The sequence below is a fragment of the Desulfosarcina widdelii genome (genome assembly GCF_009688965.1).
Classification (GTDB): Bacteria; Desulfobacterota; Desulfobacteria; order Desulfobacterales; family Desulfosarcinaceae; genus Desulfosarcina; species Desulfosarcina widdelii.
This window is the reverse complement of record NZ_AP021875.1, coordinates 7,063,957-7,085,264: the sequence shown is the minus strand read 5'-3', so window position 1 is coordinate 7,085,264 and position 21,308 is coordinate 7,063,957. Positions and strand designations below refer to the sequence as shown.

The 21,308-nt window shown below is 56.5% G+C and carries 20 protein-coding genes; all 20 read left to right on the top strand.

Annotated elements, in window-relative coordinates:
• Positions 1 to 71 precede the first annotated feature (71 nt).
• The 20 genes from GN111_RS32290 (at position 72) to GN111_RS32195 (ending at position 21,258) form a co-directional block, all read left to right on the top strand.
• Positions 72 to 542 (top strand): universal stress protein, encoded by a 471-nt coding sequence (locus GN111_RS32290; RefSeq protein WP_155307686.1) that lies wholly within the window; start codon positions 72 to 74, stop codon positions 540 to 542.
• A gap of 69 nt (positions 543 to 611) precedes the next feature.
• Positions 612 to 1,301 (top strand): CBS and ACT domain-containing protein, encoded by a 690-nt coding sequence (locus GN111_RS32285; RefSeq protein ID WP_155307685.1) that lies wholly within the window; start codon positions 612 to 614, stop codon positions 1,299 to 1,301.
• A gap of 33 nt (positions 1,302 to 1,334) precedes the next feature.
• A complete protein-coding gene (locus tag GN111_RS32280) occupies positions 1,335 to 2,237 on the top strand; it encodes a universal stress protein (RefSeq protein WP_155307684.1) in 903 nt (300 codons plus the stop codon).
• An 8-nt stretch (positions 2,238 to 2,245) separates the two neighbouring features.
• Positions 2,246 to 4,717: a bifunctional acetate--CoA ligase family protein/GNAT family N-acetyltransferase gene (locus tag GN111_RS32275; RefSeq protein ID WP_155307683.1), complete on the top strand. Its 2,472-nt coding sequence runs from the start codon at positions 2,246 to 2,248 to the stop codon at positions 4,715 to 4,717.
• A gap of 44 nt (positions 4,718 to 4,761) precedes the next feature.
• Positions 4,762 to 5,577 carry a hypothetical protein gene (locus tag GN111_RS32270; protein WP_155307682.1) on the top strand — a complete coding sequence of 272 codons (816 nt, stop codon included), beginning with the start codon at positions 4,762 to 4,764 and terminating at the stop codon, positions 5,575 to 5,577.
• A 77-nt stretch (positions 5,578 to 5,654) separates the two neighbouring features.
• Positions 5,655 to 6,017 (top strand): response regulator, encoded by a 363-nt coding sequence (locus tag GN111_RS32265; RefSeq protein WP_155307681.1) that lies wholly within the window; start codon positions 5,655 to 5,657, stop codon positions 6,015 to 6,017.
• Positions 6,018 to 6,188: 171 nt separating this feature from the next.
• On the top strand, positions 6,189 to 7,895 hold the full coding sequence (locus GN111_RS32260; protein ID WP_155307680.1) for a sensor histidine kinase: 1,707 nt from the start codon (positions 6,189 to 6,191) through the stop codon (positions 7,893 to 7,895).
• A gap of 45 nt (positions 7,896 to 7,940) precedes the next feature.
• Positions 7,941 to 8,387: a response regulator gene (locus tag GN111_RS32255; RefSeq protein ID WP_155307679.1), complete on the top strand. Its 447-nt coding sequence runs from the start codon at positions 7,941 to 7,943 to the stop codon at positions 8,385 to 8,387.
• A gap of 335 nt (positions 8,388 to 8,722) precedes the next feature.
• Positions 8,723 to 10,573, top strand: coding sequence for an SLC13 family permease (locus GN111_RS32250; protein ID WP_155307678.1), 1,851 nt, complete (start codon positions 8,723 to 8,725; stop codon positions 10,571 to 10,573).
• Positions 10,574 to 10,591: 18 nt separating this feature from the next.
• Positions 10,592 to 10,750: a hypothetical protein gene (locus GN111_RS32245; RefSeq protein WP_155307677.1), complete on the top strand. Its 159-nt coding sequence runs from the start codon at positions 10,592 to 10,594 to the stop codon at positions 10,748 to 10,750.
• Entirely contained in the window at positions 10,751 to 11,281 is a 531-nt protein-coding gene (locus GN111_RS32240; RefSeq protein ID WP_155307676.1) for a hypothetical protein, read from the top strand.
• Between the two features lie 93 nt (positions 11,282 to 11,374).
• On the top strand, positions 11,375 to 12,277 hold the full coding sequence (locus GN111_RS32235) for a CBS domain-containing protein (RefSeq protein WP_155307675.1): 903 nt from the start codon (positions 11,375 to 11,377) through the stop codon (positions 12,275 to 12,277).
• Between the two features lie 424 nt (positions 12,278 to 12,701).
• Positions 12,702 to 14,399 carry an SLC13 family permease gene (locus GN111_RS32230; RefSeq protein ID WP_155307674.1) on the top strand — a complete coding sequence of 566 codons (1,698 nt, stop codon included), beginning with the start codon at positions 12,702 to 12,704 and terminating at the stop codon, positions 14,397 to 14,399.
• Between the two features lie 12 nt (positions 14,400 to 14,411).
• Positions 14,412 to 16,079: a sensor histidine kinase gene (locus tag GN111_RS32225; protein ID WP_155307673.1), complete on the top strand. Its 1,668-nt coding sequence runs from the start codon at positions 14,412 to 14,414 to the stop codon at positions 16,077 to 16,079.
• Positions 16,080 to 16,207: 128 nt separating this feature from the next.
• A complete protein-coding gene (locus GN111_RS32220) occupies positions 16,208 to 16,663 on the top strand; it encodes a response regulator (protein ID WP_155307672.1) in 456 nt (151 codons plus the stop codon).
• A 78-nt stretch (positions 16,664 to 16,741) separates the two neighbouring features.
• The gene (locus GN111_RS32215) at positions 16,742 to 17,917 is read left to right on the top strand and encodes a cation diffusion facilitator family transporter (RefSeq protein WP_155307671.1); all 1,176 of its coding nucleotides are present in this window, start codon (positions 16,742 to 16,744) and stop codon (positions 17,915 to 17,917) included.
• Positions 17,918 to 18,233: 316 nt separating this feature from the next.
• Positions 18,234 to 19,967 carry a sensor histidine kinase gene (locus GN111_RS32210; protein ID WP_155307670.1) on the top strand — a complete coding sequence of 578 codons (1,734 nt, stop codon included), beginning with the start codon at positions 18,234 to 18,236 and terminating at the stop codon, positions 19,965 to 19,967.
• A gap of 29 nt (positions 19,968 to 19,996) precedes the next feature.
• Positions 19,997 to 20,431, top strand: a complete 435-nt coding sequence (locus GN111_RS32205) for a response regulator (protein WP_155307669.1) — start codon at positions 19,997 to 19,999, stop codon at positions 20,429 to 20,431.
• Positions 20,432 to 20,438: 7 nt separating this feature from the next.
• Complete coding sequence (locus GN111_RS32200) at positions 20,439 to 20,867, top strand: response regulator (protein WP_155307668.1); 429 nt, start codon at positions 20,439 to 20,441, stop codon at positions 20,865 to 20,867.
• Positions 20,845 to 21,258, top strand: coding sequence for a response regulator (locus GN111_RS32195; protein ID WP_155307667.1), 414 nt, complete (start codon positions 20,845 to 20,847; stop codon positions 21,256 to 21,258). Before GN111_RS32200 ends, GN111_RS32195 begins: the two co-directional genes overlap by 23 nt.
• The last annotated feature ends 50 nt before the right edge of the window (positions 21,259 to 21,308 follow it).

Sequence of the window (21,308 nt, the reverse complement as noted above, 5' to 3'; positions counted from 1 at the left end):
CATGCCCATTGCTCACTGGTTGGTAAGGCAAAAGGTTCTGCAAACCGATCAACCGGAGAAAGGAGCTTGCTATGACACAACCCCGCAAAATTATTGCAGCCGTGGACCTGTCCGAATTTTCACCCGGAATTGTACGTTACAGCGGCTGGCTGGCCCTACAGCTCAATGCGGAGCTGGTGCTCGTCAACGTGATCAATCAGCGCGACCTGGATATGGTCCATCGCACCATGATCGGCTACGAAAGCTTTTCTTTTCCGGATTACCTGGAAGATCAGGAAAAAAGCCGAACCGCCCAGGTGAAAGACCTGGTTGAAGCGAATTGCCCCGAGGGCGTCAAATGCCGGAGCCTTCTGCGTACCGGCGTCCCCTACCGCGAACTGCTGGAAACCGTGAAAACGGAAAAGGCGCAGTTGATGGTCGTAGGGACCAAAGGCCGCGGCAACCTGGCCGACGCACTGGTCGGATCGACGGCGCGCAAACTCTATCGCCGTTCTCCCATACCATTGCTGACCATCCCGGCGGCATTCGCCGAACTGCCGTAAAACAATTGTAAAGGGCATCGATTTTCGTCTGCGGGCGGTTTGCGTCAGACGATGAAAAGGAGAAACAACATGCTTGTAAGATACTGGATGAGCCAACCGGTGGTTCACATCGGGCCGAAGAACTCCATGCAGCAGGCCATCGCCCTGATGAAGGAGAAACACATTCGTCTGCTCCCGGTGGTGGACGAGAAGGAAAAACTGAAGGGCGTCGTCAGTGACCGCGACTTAAAGCGAGCCTCCGCATCGGATGCAACCACCCTGGATGTTCACGAACTTCTCTATCTCATCTCCAAGATCAAGGTGGCTGACATCATGACGCGCGAGGTGGTTACGGTGCATCGGGATTGGACCGTGGAAGAGGCCGCCGACACTCTGCTGTCCCACAAAATTTCCGGTGCTCCCGTGGTGGACGACGACGCTCGACTGTGCGGAATCATCACCCAGACGGACCTGTTCAAAGCCACTTTGTACATCACCGGTCTGAAAAAAAGGGGCTTTCACCTGGCCCTGGTTCTGGAAGACACACCCGGCTCGATCATGGAAATCGTCAGCATCATCCGGCAATTCGGCGGCCGGATGGCCAGCATCCTCTCCACCTACGAACGGGCGCCTGATGGATATCGCAACGTCTACCTGAGGTTTACCGACATTTCCCGCGACCGCATCGACGAACTGATCGCCATCATGAAAGAGAAGGCCAAGCTGCGCTACATGGTCGATCACCGGGAAAACAAACGTGTTCTGTTCGACGACCATTGAGAGAAAGCATCAATCTATCAAAGGAGGAAATCGATGCCCACTAAATCCAAACGCTTGCTGCTGGCCCTGGACGGTTCCGAGCGTTCCCTGCAGACCGTGCGCTATGCCGGCGAAGAGCAGGCCTTCAAAGGGATGAGAATTGTTCTTCTGCACGTATTCAACGCCATCCCGGAAGCTTATTACGATCTTGAAAAAGAGCCCAAAAGCGTGAAGGTCGTCCGTCAGGTGCGCAGCTGGGAAGTCAATCAGAAAAAAGTGATACGCGAATACATGGAAAACGCCCGTCAGATGTTGATCGAAGCCGGGCACGCTGAAACGGCGCTGGATATCAAGATTCGTGACCGCAAAAAAGGAATTGCCCGGGACATCATCACCGAGGCCCAGAAAGGCTATGATGCCGTGCTGATCCGGCGCCGGGGGGCCACCGCCCTGAAAAACGTCGTCGTGGGCAGTGTCACCAACAAGCTGATGGAAAAACTCAACTTCATTCCCATCTTGGTCGCCGGCAAAAAGCCGGTCAATAAAAAGATACTGGTCGCCGTGGACGGTTCGCCCTGCGCCACCCGCGCGGTCCGGTTCGTGGCCGACACGATCGGACATCTGAAGGATTACCAGGTACGGCTGATGGTTGTCGTGCGCGGCGGTTCGGATGGGATATCGCTCAACGGCCAAAGCCTTTCCACCGACCACATTTTCAAGGAGGCCACCGGTATCCTCACGGCAGCGGGGTTTCCGAAAGAAAACATTTCCGCCAAGGCCGTCACCGGGGCCATCAGCCGCGCCGGGGCAATCGTCACCCACGCGGAAAAAGGCCACTGGGGCACCATCGTGGTGGGCCGACGGGGGCTGTCCCGGGTCAAGGATTTTTTCATGGGCCGCGTGAGCAACAAGGTCGTCCATGCGGGACGGCTGGATACCGTCTGGATCGTAACCTAAATCGCATCATGAGTATTGGCCGCATCGACAGCCTGTTTCACCCCAAAGCCATCGCTGTCACGGGTGCTCAGGAGAAATCGAGTTCCCTGGGCAGGGCCGTGCTGCACAATTTGAGTGCATCCGGATTCAGCGGACCGGTCTTTGCGGTCAATGCCGGACAATCGTCGATCATGGGGCACAGCACCTATGCCGATCTGCGGCATATCGAAACACCAGTGGACCTGGTCGTGGTGGCCGGCCCCATGAAGACGGTACCGTCCGTTATCGCCGATTGCGCCAAGATCGGCGCTTCCGGAGCGGTCATCATTTCGGCCGGCTGCAGGCAAACCGGCCCGGCCGGCCGCCAGTTGGAGACAGAAATCCTGAATGCGGCTGCGGACGGCAAAGTGAGAATCATCGGTCCGCACGGACTGGGCATCATGTGCGCTGCATCCAAACTCAATGCCAGTCTGGCCCCCGGGATGCCCCTTTTCGGAAAACTGGCCTTTGTCTCGCAAAGCCGCGGCATCTGCTCGGCCATCCTGGATTATTCCAAAAAAGAAAAGATCGGGTTCAGCCACTTTATCGGCCTGGGGTCCACGCTGGATGTCGATTTCGGAGACATCATCGACTATCTCGGCGCCGAAGCCGGGGCATCCGGCATCCTCATGCATATGGAAACATTGACCCGCCACAGACATTTCATGAGCGCGGCCCGGGCGGTAAGCCGGATCAAACCCATCATCGTCCTCAAAACAGGAAGGACAAACACCCGAGTACTTTCGGAGGCATATTCCAACGGTGCCATCAAAGGAGAAGATGGCGTCTACGATGCCGCCTTTCAGCGGGCCGGTATCGTGCGGGTCAAAACCTTCGAAGAACTCTTTGACACGGCCCAGATCCTTTCCCGCAAGGGCCGCTATCGCGGACCGGGACTGGCGATTCTGACCAATACCGGCGGTCCGGGCGTCATGGCCGTCGATGCCCTTGCCGATGTCGGCATGCAGCCGGCAGATTTGGCACCGGAAACCCTGGACGCCCTGGATGCGGTACTTCCCGAGAGCTGGAACCGCGGCAATCCGGTCAACATTATGGCCGACGCCACCCCCGAGCAGTATGCCGCCGCCGCATCGATTCTATGCCGGGCTAAAGCCATCCAGGCCCTGTTGATCATGCTGGCCCCCCGGGTCCTGACAGATGCCGAAGCCGTTGCCCGAACACTGGTCGAGCGGCTTGGCCAAACCGCCCTTCCGGTACTGGCCTGCTGGATGGGCGGCAGCGATGTCCAGGCGGGCAGACAAATCCTCAATGACGCCGGCCTGCCTACCTTCGACACCCCGGAGCGGGCCGTGCGGGCCTTCATGAACCTGCACCGCCATTCCCGCGGCATCGAGATGCTGCAGCAGATCCCTGCGCGTCTGTCCCGGCGGATCGTCGTGGATCGCACCGCGGCCGGACGGATGATCGACGAGGGGATAGCAGCCCTGCCGGGTTTGCTCGACCAAATGCAATCCAAAGCCCTTCTCGAAGCTTACGGCATTTCGATTGTCCCGACCGCTGCGGCGGCATCGGCCGACGAAACCGTTTTGACCGTCGGGGTCAGAAAGCATCCGGGCTTTGGCCCGGTGATCTTTTTCGGTATGGGGGGCGTTTTGGGCGATCTGATCAAAGACCGCGCCATCGCCCTGCCCCCGCTCAATCGATTGCTGGCTTCACGGCTCATGGAAGCCACCAGCGCAAACCGCTTGATTGAGGGCTATTGCGACCAGCCGCCGGCCGACCGGGAGAAGCTGGAGGAAATTCTCATCCGACTGGCCCAACTGGTGACCGATTTTCCGCAAATCGCCGAGCTGGACATCCATCCCGTGGCCATTCGCCATGGACACCCGGTGGTATTGGATGCCCGTGTGTTGCTGGAGCAGTCCCTTTGCGAGGCTCCCATGCACCTTTGCATCAGTCCCTATCCGTCCCAGTACGAATCCCGGTTGCATCTGCCCGAGGCAGGCGATCTGTCGATTCGGCCCATCCGCCCCGAGGATGCGCCGCTGCTGGCACAGTTATTCGACACCCTTTCGCCCCAAACCGTCTACTACCGCTTTTTTTCTCCCATGAAGCAGCTATCCCATGCCATGCTGGCCCGTTTCACGCAGATCGACTACGACCGCGAAATCGCCCTGGTGGCAATTTTGGAATCCGGTCCATCGGAGAAAATGCTGGGCGCTGCCCGCGTCATGTTGCAGCACAACCTCAAGGATGCCGAATTTGCCGTTCTGGTGGGCGATCTCTGGCAAGGTCGGGGAATCGGCGCCCACCTGCTGCGCAATTGTCTGAAAATCGCTAAAGAACGCGGATTCGGCAAGATATGGGGAACGGTGCTGGCCGAAAACCGAAACATGCTGACACTGGGGAAAAAACTGGGGTTCACCATTAAACGCGCAGAACAGGCCGGTGAATTCGACTTGACCCTGGACATGTCGCAGTCGGGGCCTGACAGCTTTTAATTCTGGGTCCATTTATTAGTCACCCCAAACGATGAGGACACAAAATGAAAAAAAAGCAGATCGCAGCGAGAATCGTCATGGGAAGTTGTCTCTTGTTAGCACTGTTCGGCTGCTCGGATTCGTTGAGCCGGTCGTTTTACACGCATCACCCCCGGGACCTGCAGTCCGTTGAACAGGTGTGGGGCCAACCGGTGAACGTCGTCACCCTGGAAAACGGCATCGAGAAGCGCACCTACCCCGTCCAAACGCCTTACACGGATCTGAAATACCGCTATTTTCTTTTCAAAAACGGTAGGGTGCTGGCCAGCGGCATTACCGATACCGGCCCGGTGTCTGCCCACGAGAAAGCCACCGAAACCGTCGCCTTTGCGCCCAGCGACCTGAGCAAGGCCTTTTACGAGCGCCATCCCACCACCATCGCCCACCTGGACCAGACCTGGGGCGCCCCGATCTGTGTTGAGGACGCCGAGGACGGAAACCAGTATCGCGTATACGCCATAGATACCCCTTACGCGGATTTCAGGTACCGCAAGTTCGTCGTCAGGGATGACCGGGTCGTCGCCAGCTATCTTGCGCCGGAAGAGAGCTGCGGCATGGAGACGGATCCAGTCTTCCACGACATTGAAATCAACGAACTCAGCCACCGGTATTATGCCGCGCACCCCATGACGCTCGAAGCGGTGGAAACCGTCTGGGGACGGCCGGTGTTCGTCCGAAAATCGGAAAAGGGGCTGGAAAAACGCATCTACCGGCTCCAGGTCCCTTCGGATGCGGCCTTTGCCTATCGTTTCTTTATTGTTGAAAACGGCATGGTGGTTTCCAGCGGCATCACGGACACGGTGAACACAACGGTCGAATAGCCGCAATATCTTGTTGCAAAACTTTCGCAAGTCTCGCCGCTTGTGGCGGGGCTTGCGGAACGAACGAAAAATTGACCATGGGAACCGCAAATAGAATCCTTATCGCCGATCGAAATCCTCGCATCAGGGAATTTCTCCGACGCGAACTTGCCGCCAACGGCCACCGGGTCCACTCGGTGAACAACGCCAGGGATCTGCTGAAAATCATCTACAGCGACAACCGTATCGACCTGCTGATTCTGGACCCGGATTTCCCCTATATGGATGCCGTCGAGCTGGCCCACAAAATTATCGACCGCATCCCCCAGATCCCGGTCGTCCTGCACTGCATCCGCGGAGCCGAGGATCTTTCCGGTTTCGACGGGGCCAATGCGGTTCACATCGAAAAAAACGGCCACAGCGTCGAAGTCCTCAAGGAAACCATCCGTCGGCTGCTTTAACGCCTTTTTACATGCTGTAAAATTTACGGACAACCTTCCAAACGCCGGCAACCGCCGGCAGCGCGCTTACCCTCCTGTTTTGCAGGCTTTTTCACAAATTTCCCCTCCATGAAAAGCTTGGCATCCACATTGCTCTACTCAAGCATAAATTTTCATAAAGAGATGATCGTAATGGAGAAATCGACCTACAGCACCGTCAGGCGCTTTGTCCTGGCCAATATGATAATTTTACCGCTGATTCCTTTTCTTCTGGCCCTGGGCGTCGGCAATCACTCTTTTTCGCGTTCGATCCACAACAGTACCATTGCCGCCATGGAGCGAATTGCCGATGACCATCGACAAATGATCGAATCGTTTCTGCAGGAACGCAAAAACGATCTTGAACTGATCGTCCGCAACATTCCCTTTTTTGAATTGATCGCCCCGCAAACCCTGTCAACGGTTTTCGGCAACCTGCAACGGACATCCAGCGCTTTCGTGGATCTGGGAATTTTCGACGACGCTGGCGTACACCGTGCCTATCACGGCCCCTACGACCTTTCCGGAAAGGTGTACGCCGACACCTTGTGGTTCAAGAAAACCATCGAAAACGGGGTGTTCATCAGCGACGTCTTTTTGGGCTACCGCAACATCCCCCATTTTGTGATCGCCGTCTCCAAACAGGAGAAGGGCCGGACCTGGGTAATCCGGGCCACCGTAGACTCCCAACGCTTCAATACCCTGGTCCGCCAGATTCGCATCGGCAAAACCGGCGAGGCGTACCTGTTGAACCGCCAGGGCGTGTTGCAGACCGACCGGCGCAGCGGCGGGAACCTGATGGAGACCCCGCGCGAAACGCTGCCCCCCGTGCCCGATGGCACCCCCATTCACACGTTCATTCATCGCGAGCCGGGCAGCGAGGCGTTTCTCTACGCCACCACCTGGTTGAACGACCGCAACTGGCTGCTGGTCGTCCGCCAGGAGGAAACCGATGCGTTTCAGGCGCTTCGTTCGGCCCAGATGCCGATCCTGTTCATTTTTCTGGTCGGCGGCTGCTGCATTGTGATCGCCGCTTTTGCCCTGACCGGTGCCATCGTCAGAAAAATGGAACGCACCGACTCGGAAAAGGAATTGCTGAACCAGCAGTTGATCGGCGCCTCGCGCCTGGCGGAACTTGGCGAAATGGCGGCCGGCTTCGCCCACGAGATCAACAATCCGCTGCAGATCATCAGTGCCGAGTTGTCGCTGATCCGAGAACTTCAGGCTGAAATGACCGCGGCGGATTCATCAAGAAACGACGCCTCGGTGGAAGAAATGAACGACAGCATCGATCAGATCAAGATCCAGATCGAGCGCTGCTCCCGCATTACAGCCTCCATATTGAAATTCGGCCGCCAGGGCGAATCCAAGCCGGCCCCCATGGACCTGACGGCAGCCGTTCCGGAAATCGTTCGCATGGTCCAGAAAAAAGCCGAGGTCCACGGCATTCGCCTGCAACGCAGTATGCCGGACACCCCGGTCAACGTCCTCGCCGATGCCGCACGCCTTCAGCAGGTGCTGCTCAATCTTCTCAACAACGCCATGGACGCCGTCATTCAACGACATGGAACCGAAGGAGGATCGATTTCGGTGAAACTGTCCGCCGAAGACAACGGCACAGCCATGATCGAAATCGGCGACAACGGCACCGGCATCGCCCCGGACAATATCAAAAAAGTATTTACACCCTTCTTTACGACGAAACCGGTGGGCCAGGGTACGGGACTCGGCCTGTCCGTATGCTACGGCATTATTCGCCAGATGGACGGCAAGATGGAAGTGTCCAGCACCGTGGACCAGGGCACCGAGTTTTCCATCATGCTGCCGGTAATCGAGGAAAAAAGGTCGCTTTCGTCATAAGGGCCTGAACCTTTTAGGAACATATTACCCCACAGGAGGTCTACCATGGAAAAAATGAAGATGATGCTGGTGGACGATGAAGAACGGTTTCTCTCGACCACCCGCAAACTTCTGGAGAAAAAGGATTACGACGTGCTGACCGCGACCAGCGGCGCCGACGCGTTGGAGCTTCTGCGCACCAACCGGGTGCATGTCGTGATACTCGACGTCAAGATGCCTGGCATGGACGGGGTTGCCACCCTGCGAGAAATCAAGCGGCGGTTCCCCATGGTAGAAGTAATCATGCTGACCGGTCATGCCACGGTGGATTCGGCCGTCGAAGGTATGAAGTCCGGGGCCGTGGACTACCTGATGAAGCCGGCCGACCTTGAAGAAATCGTGGCCAAAGCGACCGATGCATTCAAACGGCGGGCGGACATCGAAGACAGGATCCGGGTGGCCCGAATGCGCAACCTGATGAAATCCCCCAGAGAGATTATTGAAAGGGCCTGACTTCAAAATGGATATACCCCAACGTTGCAAAAGCCGGAGCGATTCAGAGCCAAGGCGCCAAGGGTGCCGCCGTAGTAATCTACTGCAATCCCTTGGCAACACCGGATCTGGATTGCTCCGGCTTTCCCGTAAGGGGAACAACATGAGAAAATCATTGTTTTTCCAGCGAATCACATCCGGTGCATTCCTATAATGCATGGCTGTTGTTTTGATTTGTCCATGTTTTCAAACAGGTACAATGATTTTTCCATGTTGTTATGCAACTATGGGGTACATCGTCCCGTGTCTGATCGTTGATCCGGCGGGAGGACTTCAAATCAGCAAAGGTTGTTGAAATGGCAAAAAAAGAGAAAAAAGTTACCGGCTACGACAAATATGTGGACTGGAAGATGTTCAGTATTCCGGTCGTGCTTTTCTTTGTACTGCTGCTGATGCCCACCCCATACGGCATGAAGGACGTGGGCACCGAATACCGCATCGGCCCGAAGGTGGTTATCGGGCACATTACTCAAAAACTGTTCGATACCACGGCTTCCGATGCCCAGCAGTGGCAATTGCTCACCGCCCAGATCATGGAAAAGAACATGAACATGGGCGCCCTGACCCGCGGTCGTTATCTCAAACGGGACATGAAATGGTGCAAACAAAACAAAATAAAAGCCGATAAAAGCAACTTCGAAAAGGCCCATGCCTATATCGAAAGCCAGACCACCGATGAAAGCTACCTCTCATTGATGCAAGCCTCCATGACGCTTCGCAAAGACGGGCTGAAATACGAGAACCTGTCCGGGAAAGATCTCGCCGATGCGAATAACGGTGCCTGGTTCATCAAGGTCTCGATTGCCATGGGGGCCTTTGTGGTGCTGTGTTTTCTGACCGAATGCATCCCGCTTCCCGGGGTAGCCTTTTGCATCGGCCTGATCCTGGTTTTCACCGGCGTCACCTCGCGCAAGGAAGTGGCCATGCTCTACTGGGATGACGCCTGCTGGTTCATTATGGGCAGCCTCATGTTCGCCGCCGCCTTCGTCAAAACCGGCGTGGACAAGCGCGTCTGCCTGATGATGTTCAAAAAACTGGCCGTTCCCAACGTGCGCTGGATCACCCTGATCTTTTTTGTGATCATTACCCCGCTGGCGGCCTTTATTTCCGATCACGCCCTGGCGGCCATGTTCCTGCCCATCGGCATGCTGCTCTACCAGAACAGCCTGACCAAGGAGGTCCCCGAGGATCCCGAACTGGGCAAGATGCTGATGATCGCCATCGCCATGGCCTGCAACGTCGGCGGTCCCGGCGCGCCGTCGGGCGGTGCCCGCAACGTGATCATGATGACCTACCTGGCGGACATGTTCGGCATGGACATCGGCTATTTCCAGTGGATCACCTACTGCTTTCCCTTCCTCGTCGTGATGATTCCGGTGACCTGGGTGATGGTCAACTGGCGCTTCAAGCCCACCATCACCTCGCTTGAGCCTGCCATGAACCATCTGCAAAGCGAAATCAGCCGCATGGGCGGGTGGAACCGCAAACAGATCACAGCCCTGATCATCTTCCTGGTCATGGTGTTCGGCTGGTTCACCGAAAAAGAGTTCTACAACATGGGCATCTACCCGGTACGCCTGGGCATCGGGGTGATTGCCGTGGCCGGTGCGGTGGCCTATCTGTTGACCGGGGTGGTCAACTGGCGCGATTACCAGGAAAAGGTGGACTGGGGTGTGGTATGGCTCTATGCGGGGGCCATCATATTCGGCCGCACCCTGGACAGTACCGGTGCCGCCTACTGGCTGGCCCGGACCGCCATCGATGGCCTGGCCCCCCTGGGCATGGATGCCGGGTTGCCGCTGATGGCCACCAGCAACGGCCTGACCGCCATCTTGACCAACCTCATGGCCGATGGCCCGGCCGCCGCGGCTGTGGGTCCCATTGCCCTGAACATGGCCGGTCTGGTCCATCCGGGCACCACCTTTTTGCCCTTCATGGCCATGGGCACCGCTGCGGCCTCATCTTTTGCCTACTGCCTGATCATCGGCACGCCGCCCAATGCCATCGTATACGCCAGCGGCTACCTGGAGCCCAAGGACTACCTGAGGGTGGGTCTGCCCATGTGGTTTATCGCCAACATCGTCCTTTTGCTCCTGACCGGCGTGTACTGGGTCTTCAGGGGATTCGGCGGTCTCCCGGGATTCTAAAATGAAAGGGAGTGATCCATGCATAGCAAAAATGAAATCACCACGAAAAAACAACCGCTGCTGATGAGACAGGATGGGCGGGTGTGGTTTACCCGGGAAGCGGAGCGGCGTTTTTATTTCATCCTTACCATGATCATGCTGGCCGTTGGCATTCTCTATAAATCAGGAATTATTTAAATGAATCCACGCAGGCCCACATTTTATATCGACACCTTGACCGCCCTGCTGATACGTCCAAGCCGCTTTTTCGCCACGACTTTTCAAGAGGTCACAGCGCTCCAGTCCCTGATTGTCCTGACGGTATCGAGCATCTTCTTCGCCGCCACAGGGGCGCTGCTCTCACCGGAAAGCGCATCGTTGACGGCAGGTCTGATCCTGTTCGCCAACGCCATCGGCATGGCGATCCTGGGAAGCACGGCTTGCTATCTCGCCATTGCAACAACGGCGCGGCAGCGATATGCATTCGGACAGCTTCTTTCCATATTCTCGCTCAGTTCGGGCGTGGTGCTGCTCATCGCCTGGGTTCCCTCGTCTTTCTTTCTGACCGAACCGTGGAAATGGTGGCTGATCGGAACCGGGATGATCAACGGATTGGGAATGTCCAAGGCCAGAGCCGCCATTACCGTCTTATTCACTTTTGCCGCGATGGTGATCCTGATTTATGCCCTGCTGCCCATCGCTGCCCACGGGCCGGTTCAGCCTGGATAAAAACGGCAGCACCATCGGCATCGGCAACCGACCCGGCTGCCCGTTGATGGTATGACCATCGCTTACGAAACCGCCTTAAAGGAGGCTGGCAACATGACAAAGAAAATAAAAGTGTTGATGGTTGACGATGAAACCCAGTTTCGTGAAACCACCCGAAAACTTCTCGATAAAAAAGGGTTTGAAACCCTCATGGCGGCCAACGGCCGCGAAGCGCTGGATCAGTTGGATCGCCAGCCGGATGTGGTCGTGCTGGATATTCGCATGCCCGATATGGACGGCAACGAGACCCTGGAAGAGATTCAAAAGCGGGTCCCGGGGCTTCCGGTGATCATGCTCACCGGCCACGGCGCCGACGACAACGCCCGGCAGTCCCTCACCCAGGGCGCCTTCGACTACCTGTCCAAACCCTGCGATATCGATATCCTTGCATCGCGCATCGCCGATGCCGGAAAAACGCGAAAATCCGCCGGCGGGGAACCGGCGGAGCCCACGGTGGGCGATTTGATGATTCCCCTTGGCGAATATACCACTATCACGGAAAACCAGAGCGTAGCCGAAGGAATCGCCGCTTTGAAAGCCTCCTTTTCTCCCCATGTCCGCACCAGCCGGATCCTGGAAACCGGCCACCGCAGCCTGCTGGTGTTCGGTGCCAAGGGAAAAATCAAGGGCATCCTGACCATCGTCGATCTTCTCGAAGCGATCCTGCCCGCCTATCTGACGGCACCCAAACCGTCGACGGCCGACAGCCTGCAATACTCGCCCATGTTCTGGAGCGGCATGTTCACCCGTGAAGCACACCAACTGGCATCCACCCCGGTGAGCGAACTGATGTCCCCGGCGCCTCCGACCATCGATGCCCGGGCCAATCTCATGGAGGCCGCTCACAGGATTGTAAACGATCGCTGCCGACGCCTGATTGTAGAGCAAAACGGCGAACTGGTCGGCGTCCTGCGGGAACAGGACCTGTTCTTCCAGCTCGAACGGATTCTGCAATAGTGCGCAACCTAAAAACTGGATGCATACTGCACGAATAACCGCCCACTTCCCGGAAACGGCATACTTCTCACTCTGGCCGTTTCCGGGCTTTCCCTCTTCCCTCTTCCTTCTTCCATCGTCTCTCATCCCTCATCCTTCGTCCCTCATCCATCGCCCATCGTCCTTCCCCCCGCCCATCTTTACAACCTGTAAAACGGACTGACAGATTCCCTCGCCTCCCGTTCCTCACGCTTCTTCAAGAAAGAATATATACCCTGAATTTTCATTTGGTTACAAAGATTATACCTCCGTTCGACCAATGGCATGCCCATTGCTCAAGGAATGGAAACCGGTATGAATGAAAACCGGCATCGGTCACGACACAGGCGATAAACACGGATCCCCATCGTGAGGACTCAGGGTGGGGCAGGATCAAGGAGGAAGCATGTCACATCAAACCGCAGTGGAACCGGGTTACGACCCATTGCTGGCGGATGGCGCCGAAGGCCGTACATGGACTTGGAAAAACAGACCGGGCTACAAACCCATTTTTTTTATTCTGGCCGCCTTGGTGTTTACCTTTGTCGTTATGCTGCCTCCCACCCAGGGCATGCTGGAAATGGTTCAAAGCCTTAACCCGGCCGGATACGCACTTCCCGCCGGCACCAAGACCATCACCGACGCGGTCAACAAAAAGCTACGGCCCGAAGCGTTCAGCCAGCAACAGGAAGGCACCGATAAAGGTGCCGAATCCGGTCACGGCAACGGCCACGGAGAAGTGGAACCCCTGCTCACCCATTACCAGGTGGCCCAGATGGCCAAACTGACCATCTGCATCCTCTTTCTGGCCGCATTCTTATGGGGGACCGAAGCCCTGCCTCTCGGGGCCACCGACATCCTGGTGGGTGTCATGCTCTATCTGTTCGCCATTTTGCCCATCAACGAAATCAGCCGGGCCTATATGAAAGATGCCGTCTTTTTCATTTTCGGCATCCTGGCCGTGGCCGTGGGGGTGGCCAAAACGGGCCTGGACAAGCGCATCGGCCTGATTCTGCTCAGCCGCATCAAGAGCGCCAAGGCCTTTGCCTTTCTCTTTTTGCCCATGCTGGCGGTGTCGGCCGGCTTTCTGTCCGAACACGCCCTGGTGGCATTGCTGATCCCTGTGCTCATGGGTGTCTACAAGGTGACCTGCAAGATGTACGGTGTGAAAAAGGACCGCGCCCTGGCCATTTTCCTGCTGCTGGGGGTCTGCTTCGCCGCCAATCACGGCGGCCCCGGTTCGCCGGCGGCCGGCGGGCGCAATGCCATCATGGTGGGTTACCTGGCCGACTACGGTATGCCCATCAGCTTCCTGGAGTGGATGAAAACCGGTATTCCCTTCGTACCGGTAATGTCCTGGGTCATCGGCCTGTACATGTATCTGCGGCTGAAACCCAAATTCGCGGTAAAAGGCGTCAATCCCAGTCAGGTGGTCAGATCCGAAGTGGAAAACATGCCCAAGTTCGGCGGCCGAGAAGCCATCATGGCGGTTATCCTGGTGCTGCTGGTAATCGCGTGGATTCTTATCGGCGAACATGCGGGCCTGGGCGGGCCGACCCTTTACGCTGTCATGGCCATGTTCGTGTTCCGCATTCTGCAATGGGAAGACATCCAGAACGGCGTGGCCTTCGACGTGGTGGGGCTTTACGCGGCCGCCTGCGCCATGGGCGTGGCCCTCAAGTTCACCGGCGGAGCCCTGTGGCTGGCCCGCACCTTCGTCGATCTGCTTCCGGAGGTTCTCACCAAAGGCGACGGCCTGGTGATCGGCGTGAGCCTGCTCACCGGCACCATGACCAATTTCATGAGCGACGGCGCCACGGTGGCGGCCCTGGGGCCCATTGTGCTGCCCATGGCCACTCTGGCCAACGTGAGCGTCTGGAAGGTGGGACTGATCACCTCGTTTTCCTCCTCCTTCGCCAATTTCCTGGTGGTCGGCACCCCCAACAACGCCATCTGTTTCGGCATGGGCAAGGACCCGGAGACCGGAGAACGGCTGTTGGACGTCATGGATTTCGTCAAATACGGTCTGCCGGTCACGATCCTGGCCTGGCTGGTGCTCTGGCTGTGGGCCGTGCTGGGATACTGGCGGTTTTTGGCCTGGTAGAAAGCCATTTCCATGAAACGAAGCCTTTATAAAAATCTTCGCATCAAACTGATCAGCATCACGCTGGTGGTTTCCGTCGGCCCGCTGGTCCTCTTGGGCGCGGCGATCTACTACCAGTTCGGCAAGCTCTACAAGGAGCGCATCAATGACCAGATCCGCCACATGGCCCGTTCCCAGAGCAACGCGGTGGATGTTTTTCTGAAGGAACGGACCACCATCCTGGCCATGATGGTCGAAACGCAATCGTTCGAAAGCTTGAGCAATCAGGAAAACCTCACCCGCCTTTTCTGGAAAATCAACCGGCGGGCCGAGGGGCTCGGCCTGGTGGATCTGGGCGTCATCGACAGCCAGGGCAATCAACTGGCCTATTGCGGCCCCTATAACCTTAAAGGCCTGAATTACTATCAGCAGCCGTGGTTCGACCAGGTATTGCGCCGGGGGAAATTCATCAGCGACGTATTCATGGGGTTCCGCCAGGTGCCCCATATCATCATCGCCGTCAAGGGGGCCTGCGACAATGGCTGCTGGATCTTGCGGGCCACCATCGATTCGGAGATCATCAACCGCCTGGTGAGAAGTGCCCAGGTAGGCACCAGCGGGGATGCTTTTATCGTCAGCCGAAAGGGCGTGTTTCAGACCCGCCCCCGATTCGAGGGGGCGATTCTGGCGCAGTCCGACATCGACACCCAGCGGTTCGGGGAAGGCACCACCGTTGTCGAAAAAATCGAAGAAAGCGGCGATGTTCGTTACCTCGGCGGCGCCTGGCTCAAGGACAGCGAATGGATGCTGGTCATCAGCCAGATCGCCGGCCAGCGGCATGGCTGGCTGGCCGGTATCCGCAATACGGAAATTCTGATCATCGCCACCGGCTGCGTGGTCATCCTGTTTGCCATCGTCCTGATTTCTCACACCCTGGTACGCCACCTGGAACAGACGGACAACGAAATGAGCGAACTCAACGCCCAGTTGATCCAGCAGGACAAACTGGCGGCCTTAGGAAAAATGGCCGCGGGCATCGCCCACGAGATCAACAACCCCCTGGCCGTCATCGGTGAGAAAGCCGGCTGGATGGAGGATCTGCTGGCCGAAGAGGAGTTTCAAAACAGTGACAATTACGATGAATTCGCCGACTCAATTTCCAAGATCGAAGACCATGTGGACCGGGCCAGAAAAATCACCCACCGGATGCTGGGGTTCGCCCGCCGCATGGAACCGCGACTGGACGACGTGGAAGTCAACCAGGTGCTGGACCAGACCATCGACATCCTGGCCAACCATGCCAGCATCAACGACATCGAGATCCATAAAAGCTTCGCCGACCGCCTGCCGGTCATCGCCAGCGACCAGTCCCAGCTTCAGCAGGTCTTCATGAACCTGATCAACAACGCCATCGACGCCATCGGCAAAGACGGCAACATCGACGTTCGCACACAGCTGGACAAGGGATGGATCCGGGTGGTCATCGAAGACGACGGCCCCGGCATCCCCGAGCCTGTGCAAAAGAAAATCTTCGATCCTTTTTACACCACCAAACCCAATGGCAAGGGAACCGGTCTGGGACTGTCCATCAGCTACAATATCATCGAAAAAATGGGCGGTCGCATCACCGTTGACAGCACCTTGGGCAAGGGAACCACCTTTACGGTATCGCTGCCCCTGGTCCTGCCGGAGAAAAAGTAAAATCCCTTTTTGACGAAAGCCGCTCGATTTGATTTACTTCCTGTAGCGAAAAGGGCTTCAACCATAACCAGGAAACCAACCATTCAGTACTCAGAAGTCATCCGTCAGGATAAAAAGGAGACCGTGCCATGCATACATTCAGGATTCTGGTCGTTGACGACGAAGTCGATTTTCTGGAAACCATCGTTAAACGGCTCAATAAACGCAAACTGGATGCAACCGGCGTCACCAGCGGCGAAGAGGCCATCCAGGCCCTGAAGGAACAGCTATACGATGTGGTGCTGCTGGACATCAAAATGCCCGGCGGCATGGACGGCATCGAAACGCTGCGGGAAATCAAGCGCCTTCAGCCATTGGTGGAAGTGCTGCTGCTCACCGGCCACGCCTCGGTGGAGACCAGTATCGAAGGGATGAAACTGGGGGCCTTCGATTACCTTCTCAAGCCCATGAAATTTGAGGACCTGCTCACCAAAATGGCCCAGGCTTTCGAAAAAAAAGCCAGCCAGGACTCGAAAATTCGCAACGCGAAAATCCAGGAACTGATCCGCTACCCCAGCCGGGTCTTCGAGCAGGAAAAAGAGTAGCCAGGAAGGGAGGCGGGCAAAACGGCCGGCAGCGCGGTAAAATCGGATGAGGCACGCCAGATACGCAATGTGGCGGGGATGGCGTTCGGCTTGAATTTGTTGCTGGCCCTCATGAAAGCGATCCTCTCCTATCTTTCGGGCAGCCTCGCCATCACCGCCAGCGCTATCGACTCGGGAACGGATGCCGTCGCCTCTTTCGCCATTTTCATCGGGATTTTGGTCTCGGAAAAAAAATTCCGGTCGTTTCCCATGGGGCTGTACAAGCTTGAGAACGTCGCTTCGGTAATCATTGCGATCTTCATATTCATTGCCGGGTACGAAATGGTTCTAAAAATCCTGAAACCGGCAGAAACCGCGCTATGCATCTCCCCAATAACCATTTTTTTAATTCTTTCGGGAACGGTGGCGGCGTTTCTTTTTGGCCGTTACGCCACTGCTACCGGGAAAAAAACCGAATCGCCGACCCTGATCGCCGAGGGTCGGCATCGGCAGGTGGATGTCCTGGCGTCCATGGTTGTCCTGGCGTCCATCACCGTCAGCTATTTGGATGTCACGGTTGATTTTCTTGGACTTTCCATTGATCAAGTCGCTGCCGTACTGATCCTCGTTTTCATCGTCAAGGCCGGGTGGGAACTGCTCTCCAGCGGTATGCGGGTGCTGCTGGATGCATCCATCGATGCCGAGACCCTGTATCGCATCCGCACCACTATCGACGGCCATCCGAAGGTTGACGAGATCCAGTCGCTCATCGGCAGAAGCGCAGGCCGTTTCCGCTTTATCCAGGGAGTCATCACCGTCAAGACCAAAAACCTGGAAGAGGCGCAGCGCATCCGTGAAGAAATCGAAACTAAAATCCGCGATCGGGTACCCCACATGGAAAAAATCATGATCCATTGCGGGCCTCAGGTCCGAACCCACGAAGTGCTGGCTTTGCCGCTTTACAACAGGCAAGGTCGCATCAGTAACCATTTCGGAGAAGCACCCTACTTCGGATTTGTACGCATCGGGCTGAAAGACAAATCGATCGATCGCCTGGGAATCGTGGAAAATCCTCACCGGTCGGTCGAAACCGCCAAGGGCATCCGGGTGGCTGAGTGGCTGATTTCCCAGGATGTGGACCATGTGGGCATGAAGGAGGATATCTCGCACAGGGGACCGGGTTACGTGCTGTCCAATGCCGGTGTGCAGACCCATCGTACTCGTGAGGAAACCATCGACCGGGCCACAGCGGCAATCGTCGCCGAAATCTTATGAATACCTTCAAAAACTGCTCTTTCTGTTATTAGACAGAGAACATTTTTCAATGCCAAAAAAATGGGTCGCGTCCAACCGACGATACCGGGCCGGATGTCGATCACCGTTCTTCTAACCCTGTCCGAAGGCCTTACAGGATGTAAAGGATCCTGACAGTCAGATTTTTTTACACCACTCCAATTTTTCCCCGCAGAATCATTTTTCTCCTTTATTTCTCGTAGTTAGAAAATCCTGAACAGTTGGCATCGAATTTGATGAGTAGCAGGTGGCTTGTCGTCGATCAGGATTGTTCAACCCATTACCGGCAGGAGCGGGTATGACCCAAAATCCAAGTCCATTGTCGTCTCACTATCGGTCTCTCACGCGCAATATCGTGCTGCTGGTCATATTTGTCTCCTTTACTCCCATGGTTCTGGTCACCGGGATCATCCTCAGACAGTTCAGCGCTTCCCACCATGAAAAAATCCATGCCCATCTGGAGGAACTGGTTCTCAAACATCAGCAGAACATCGACAGTTTTCTTGAAGAGAAGGTCATGGACATCCGCTTTCTGGCCGATTCCATCGACTTCGACACCATCGGCGAAAAAGATGCGGCCGGCGACCACCTGAAACGTCTGCAAAGCGCGTTCGGCACCGTGTTTGTCGATTTTGGCGTGGTGGACGAACAGGGCCAGCAGCTAGCCTATGCCGGGCCGTTCAAACTGGAAAAAGCGCGCTACGAGGAGGCGGACTGGTTCAAGCGGGCCATCAACAATCCCTATTTTATCAGCGATGTGTTTCTGGGACTCAGGCGTTCGCCGCACTTCATCATCGCCGTACGCAAAAACTGGAAGGGTCAAAAATGGATCATCCGGGCCACCATCGATTTTCTCTCCTTTAACCGGCTGGTGGAAAACGTGCGCATCGGCGAGACCGGTTTTGCCTATATCCTCAACCGCGAAGGGCAATTTCAAACCCAGCCCAGCTTCGACTTCACCCCGACCCTGGACATTTACACCAACTACTTCGACGCCCTCGAAAGGGGAGACAAAACCGTTGAAATGCAGGAACGGCTCGATGGCTACGGCGTGAAAAGTCTTTACGTATCGGCTCTGCTCAAAGGAGGGGACTGGCTCCTGGTTTACAAACAGGCCAGCCGGGATGCTTACTCCGATCTGCACAAGGCCCAACTCATCGCGCTTTTATTCCTGATTCTGGGGGGTGTCGCCATTGTGGCCATGGCCGTCTGGCTCTCGGCCCGAATGGTTCGCCGCATGGCGGCCTCGGAGCAGGAAAAGGAGATCATGAACCAGCAGGTGATCGAAACCGGGAAACTGGCCTCGGTGGGCGAACTGGCCGCCGGAATCGCCCACGAAATCAACAATCCGGTGGCCATTATGGTGGAGGAAGCCGGCTGGCTCCAAGACCTCATGGAGGACGGCGCCTTTAAAAGCCAGGAGGACATCGCAGAGTTCGAACGGGCCCTGGAGCAGATCCGCACCCAGGGCAAACGCTGCAAGGCGATCACCCACAAACTGCTCAGCTTTGCCCGAAAAACCGATTCGCGCATCGAGGACTTCGAGATCGGCCCCTTAATCGAAGAGGTCGTAGTTCTTTCCGCCCAGCGGGCCAAATACAGCAACGTCGAGTTGACCTCCCACCTGGAGCCCAAACTGCCGGCTATCTCCGCATCGCATTCGGAGCTGCAGCAGGTCTTTCTCAACCTGATCAACAATGCCCTGGATGCCATGGAAAAAACCGGGGGAAAGCTCGAAATCAGCGCCCGCCAGAAAGAAGACCAGATCCTCATCGCGGTAGCCGACAACGGACCGGGAATCCCCAAGGCCAACCTGGCCCGGATTTTCGACCCCTTTTTCACCACCAAGCCGGTGGGCAGCGGCACCGGATTAGGCCTGTCCATCTGCTACGGCATCATTCACAAAATGGGTGGAGAAATTAAAGTCAGTAGTGCGCTGGACGCGGGCACGACTTTCGAAATTCGCATCCCCATAGCAAGAGAAACGGATGCTGAAAATATGGAAGAAAACGATGTTGCCAGCCGGAACTAGGCCAACGAGAACGAAAGGAGAGAACACCCATGGCTATCGCAACGATCATGCTTGTAGACGACGAGGTCCCCTTTGTAGAGGCAATGACCAAGCGCCTGAAACGACGGGACCTTGAGGTGGAACAGGCTTTCAGCGGTGACGAGGCCCTGAAGAAACTGACCGACGACAGCAAGGCGGAAGTCGTCATCCTGGATGTCAAGATGCCCGGCATGGACGGTGTCGAAACCCTCAAGGCCATTAAAAGTCAGGCCCCTTTGGTGGAGGTGATCATGCTCACCGGCCATGCCACCGTGGAGTCGGCCATCGAGGGGATGAAACTGGGCGCTTTCGATTACCTGCTGAAACCATGCGACATGGATCACCTGCTTGACAAGGTGTCGGAAGCGGCCGCCAAAAAACGTCAGCACGAGGAGAAGATCACCAATGCCCGAATCAAGGAGATCACGGCAAGGCGAGCATACTGAGCCGGCGATGCCCTCCGACAGGCGGAAAAACGGTGGCTGCGATCCCATCCGCCTGCTGCTGGTGGACGACGAGAAGGGCTTCGTCGATGTGCTGTCCAAGCGGCTGGCCAAGCGGGGCATCCAGGTCACCCGGACCTTTTCGGGAGCCGAGGGGATCCAGGCCCTCAGGCGTTTGGATTTCGATGTGGCCGTGCTGGATCTGAAGCTCGAAGACATGGACGGCATCGAAATTTTGAAAATATTCAAAAAAATGGATCCTCACATGCCGGTCATCATGCTCACCGGGCACGGTTCGGAGAAAGCGTCCATCGAGGGGATGCGTCATGGGGCTTTCGACTATCTCACCAAGCCCCACGAACTGGCGGAACTGGTCGCCAAGATTCACGAGGCAGTCCGCCAAAGGGAGAACACGGATGAAACTGCTACTGGTAGATGACGAGTCCGATTTCCGCGACACCCTTCTCAAACGCATGCAGCGGCGCAATGTCGATGTGCATGGCGTCGAGAGCGGTGACAAGGCCTTGTCCTGGCTGGATGCCAACCCGATTGACGTGGTGATCCTGGACGTTCGCATGCCCGGCATGGACGGCATCGAAACCCTGCGGGAAATCAAAAAACGCTATCCCCTGGTGGAGGTGATCATGCTCACCGGGCATGCCAGCATGGAGGTGGCCATCGAAGGCATGCAGATGGGCGCTTTCGACTACCTGATGAAACCCATGGACATGGACGAACTGCTCTACAAGGCAGAAGACGCCTTCAAGAAAAAAACCATCCATGAAGGCAAGATCGATCGCATGAGCGTCGATCTCGGGGCGGGAGGCTAAAAGCCGCAAGCCAGGGGCAGCGATCCGACTTCTGACCTCGGACCTCTGGC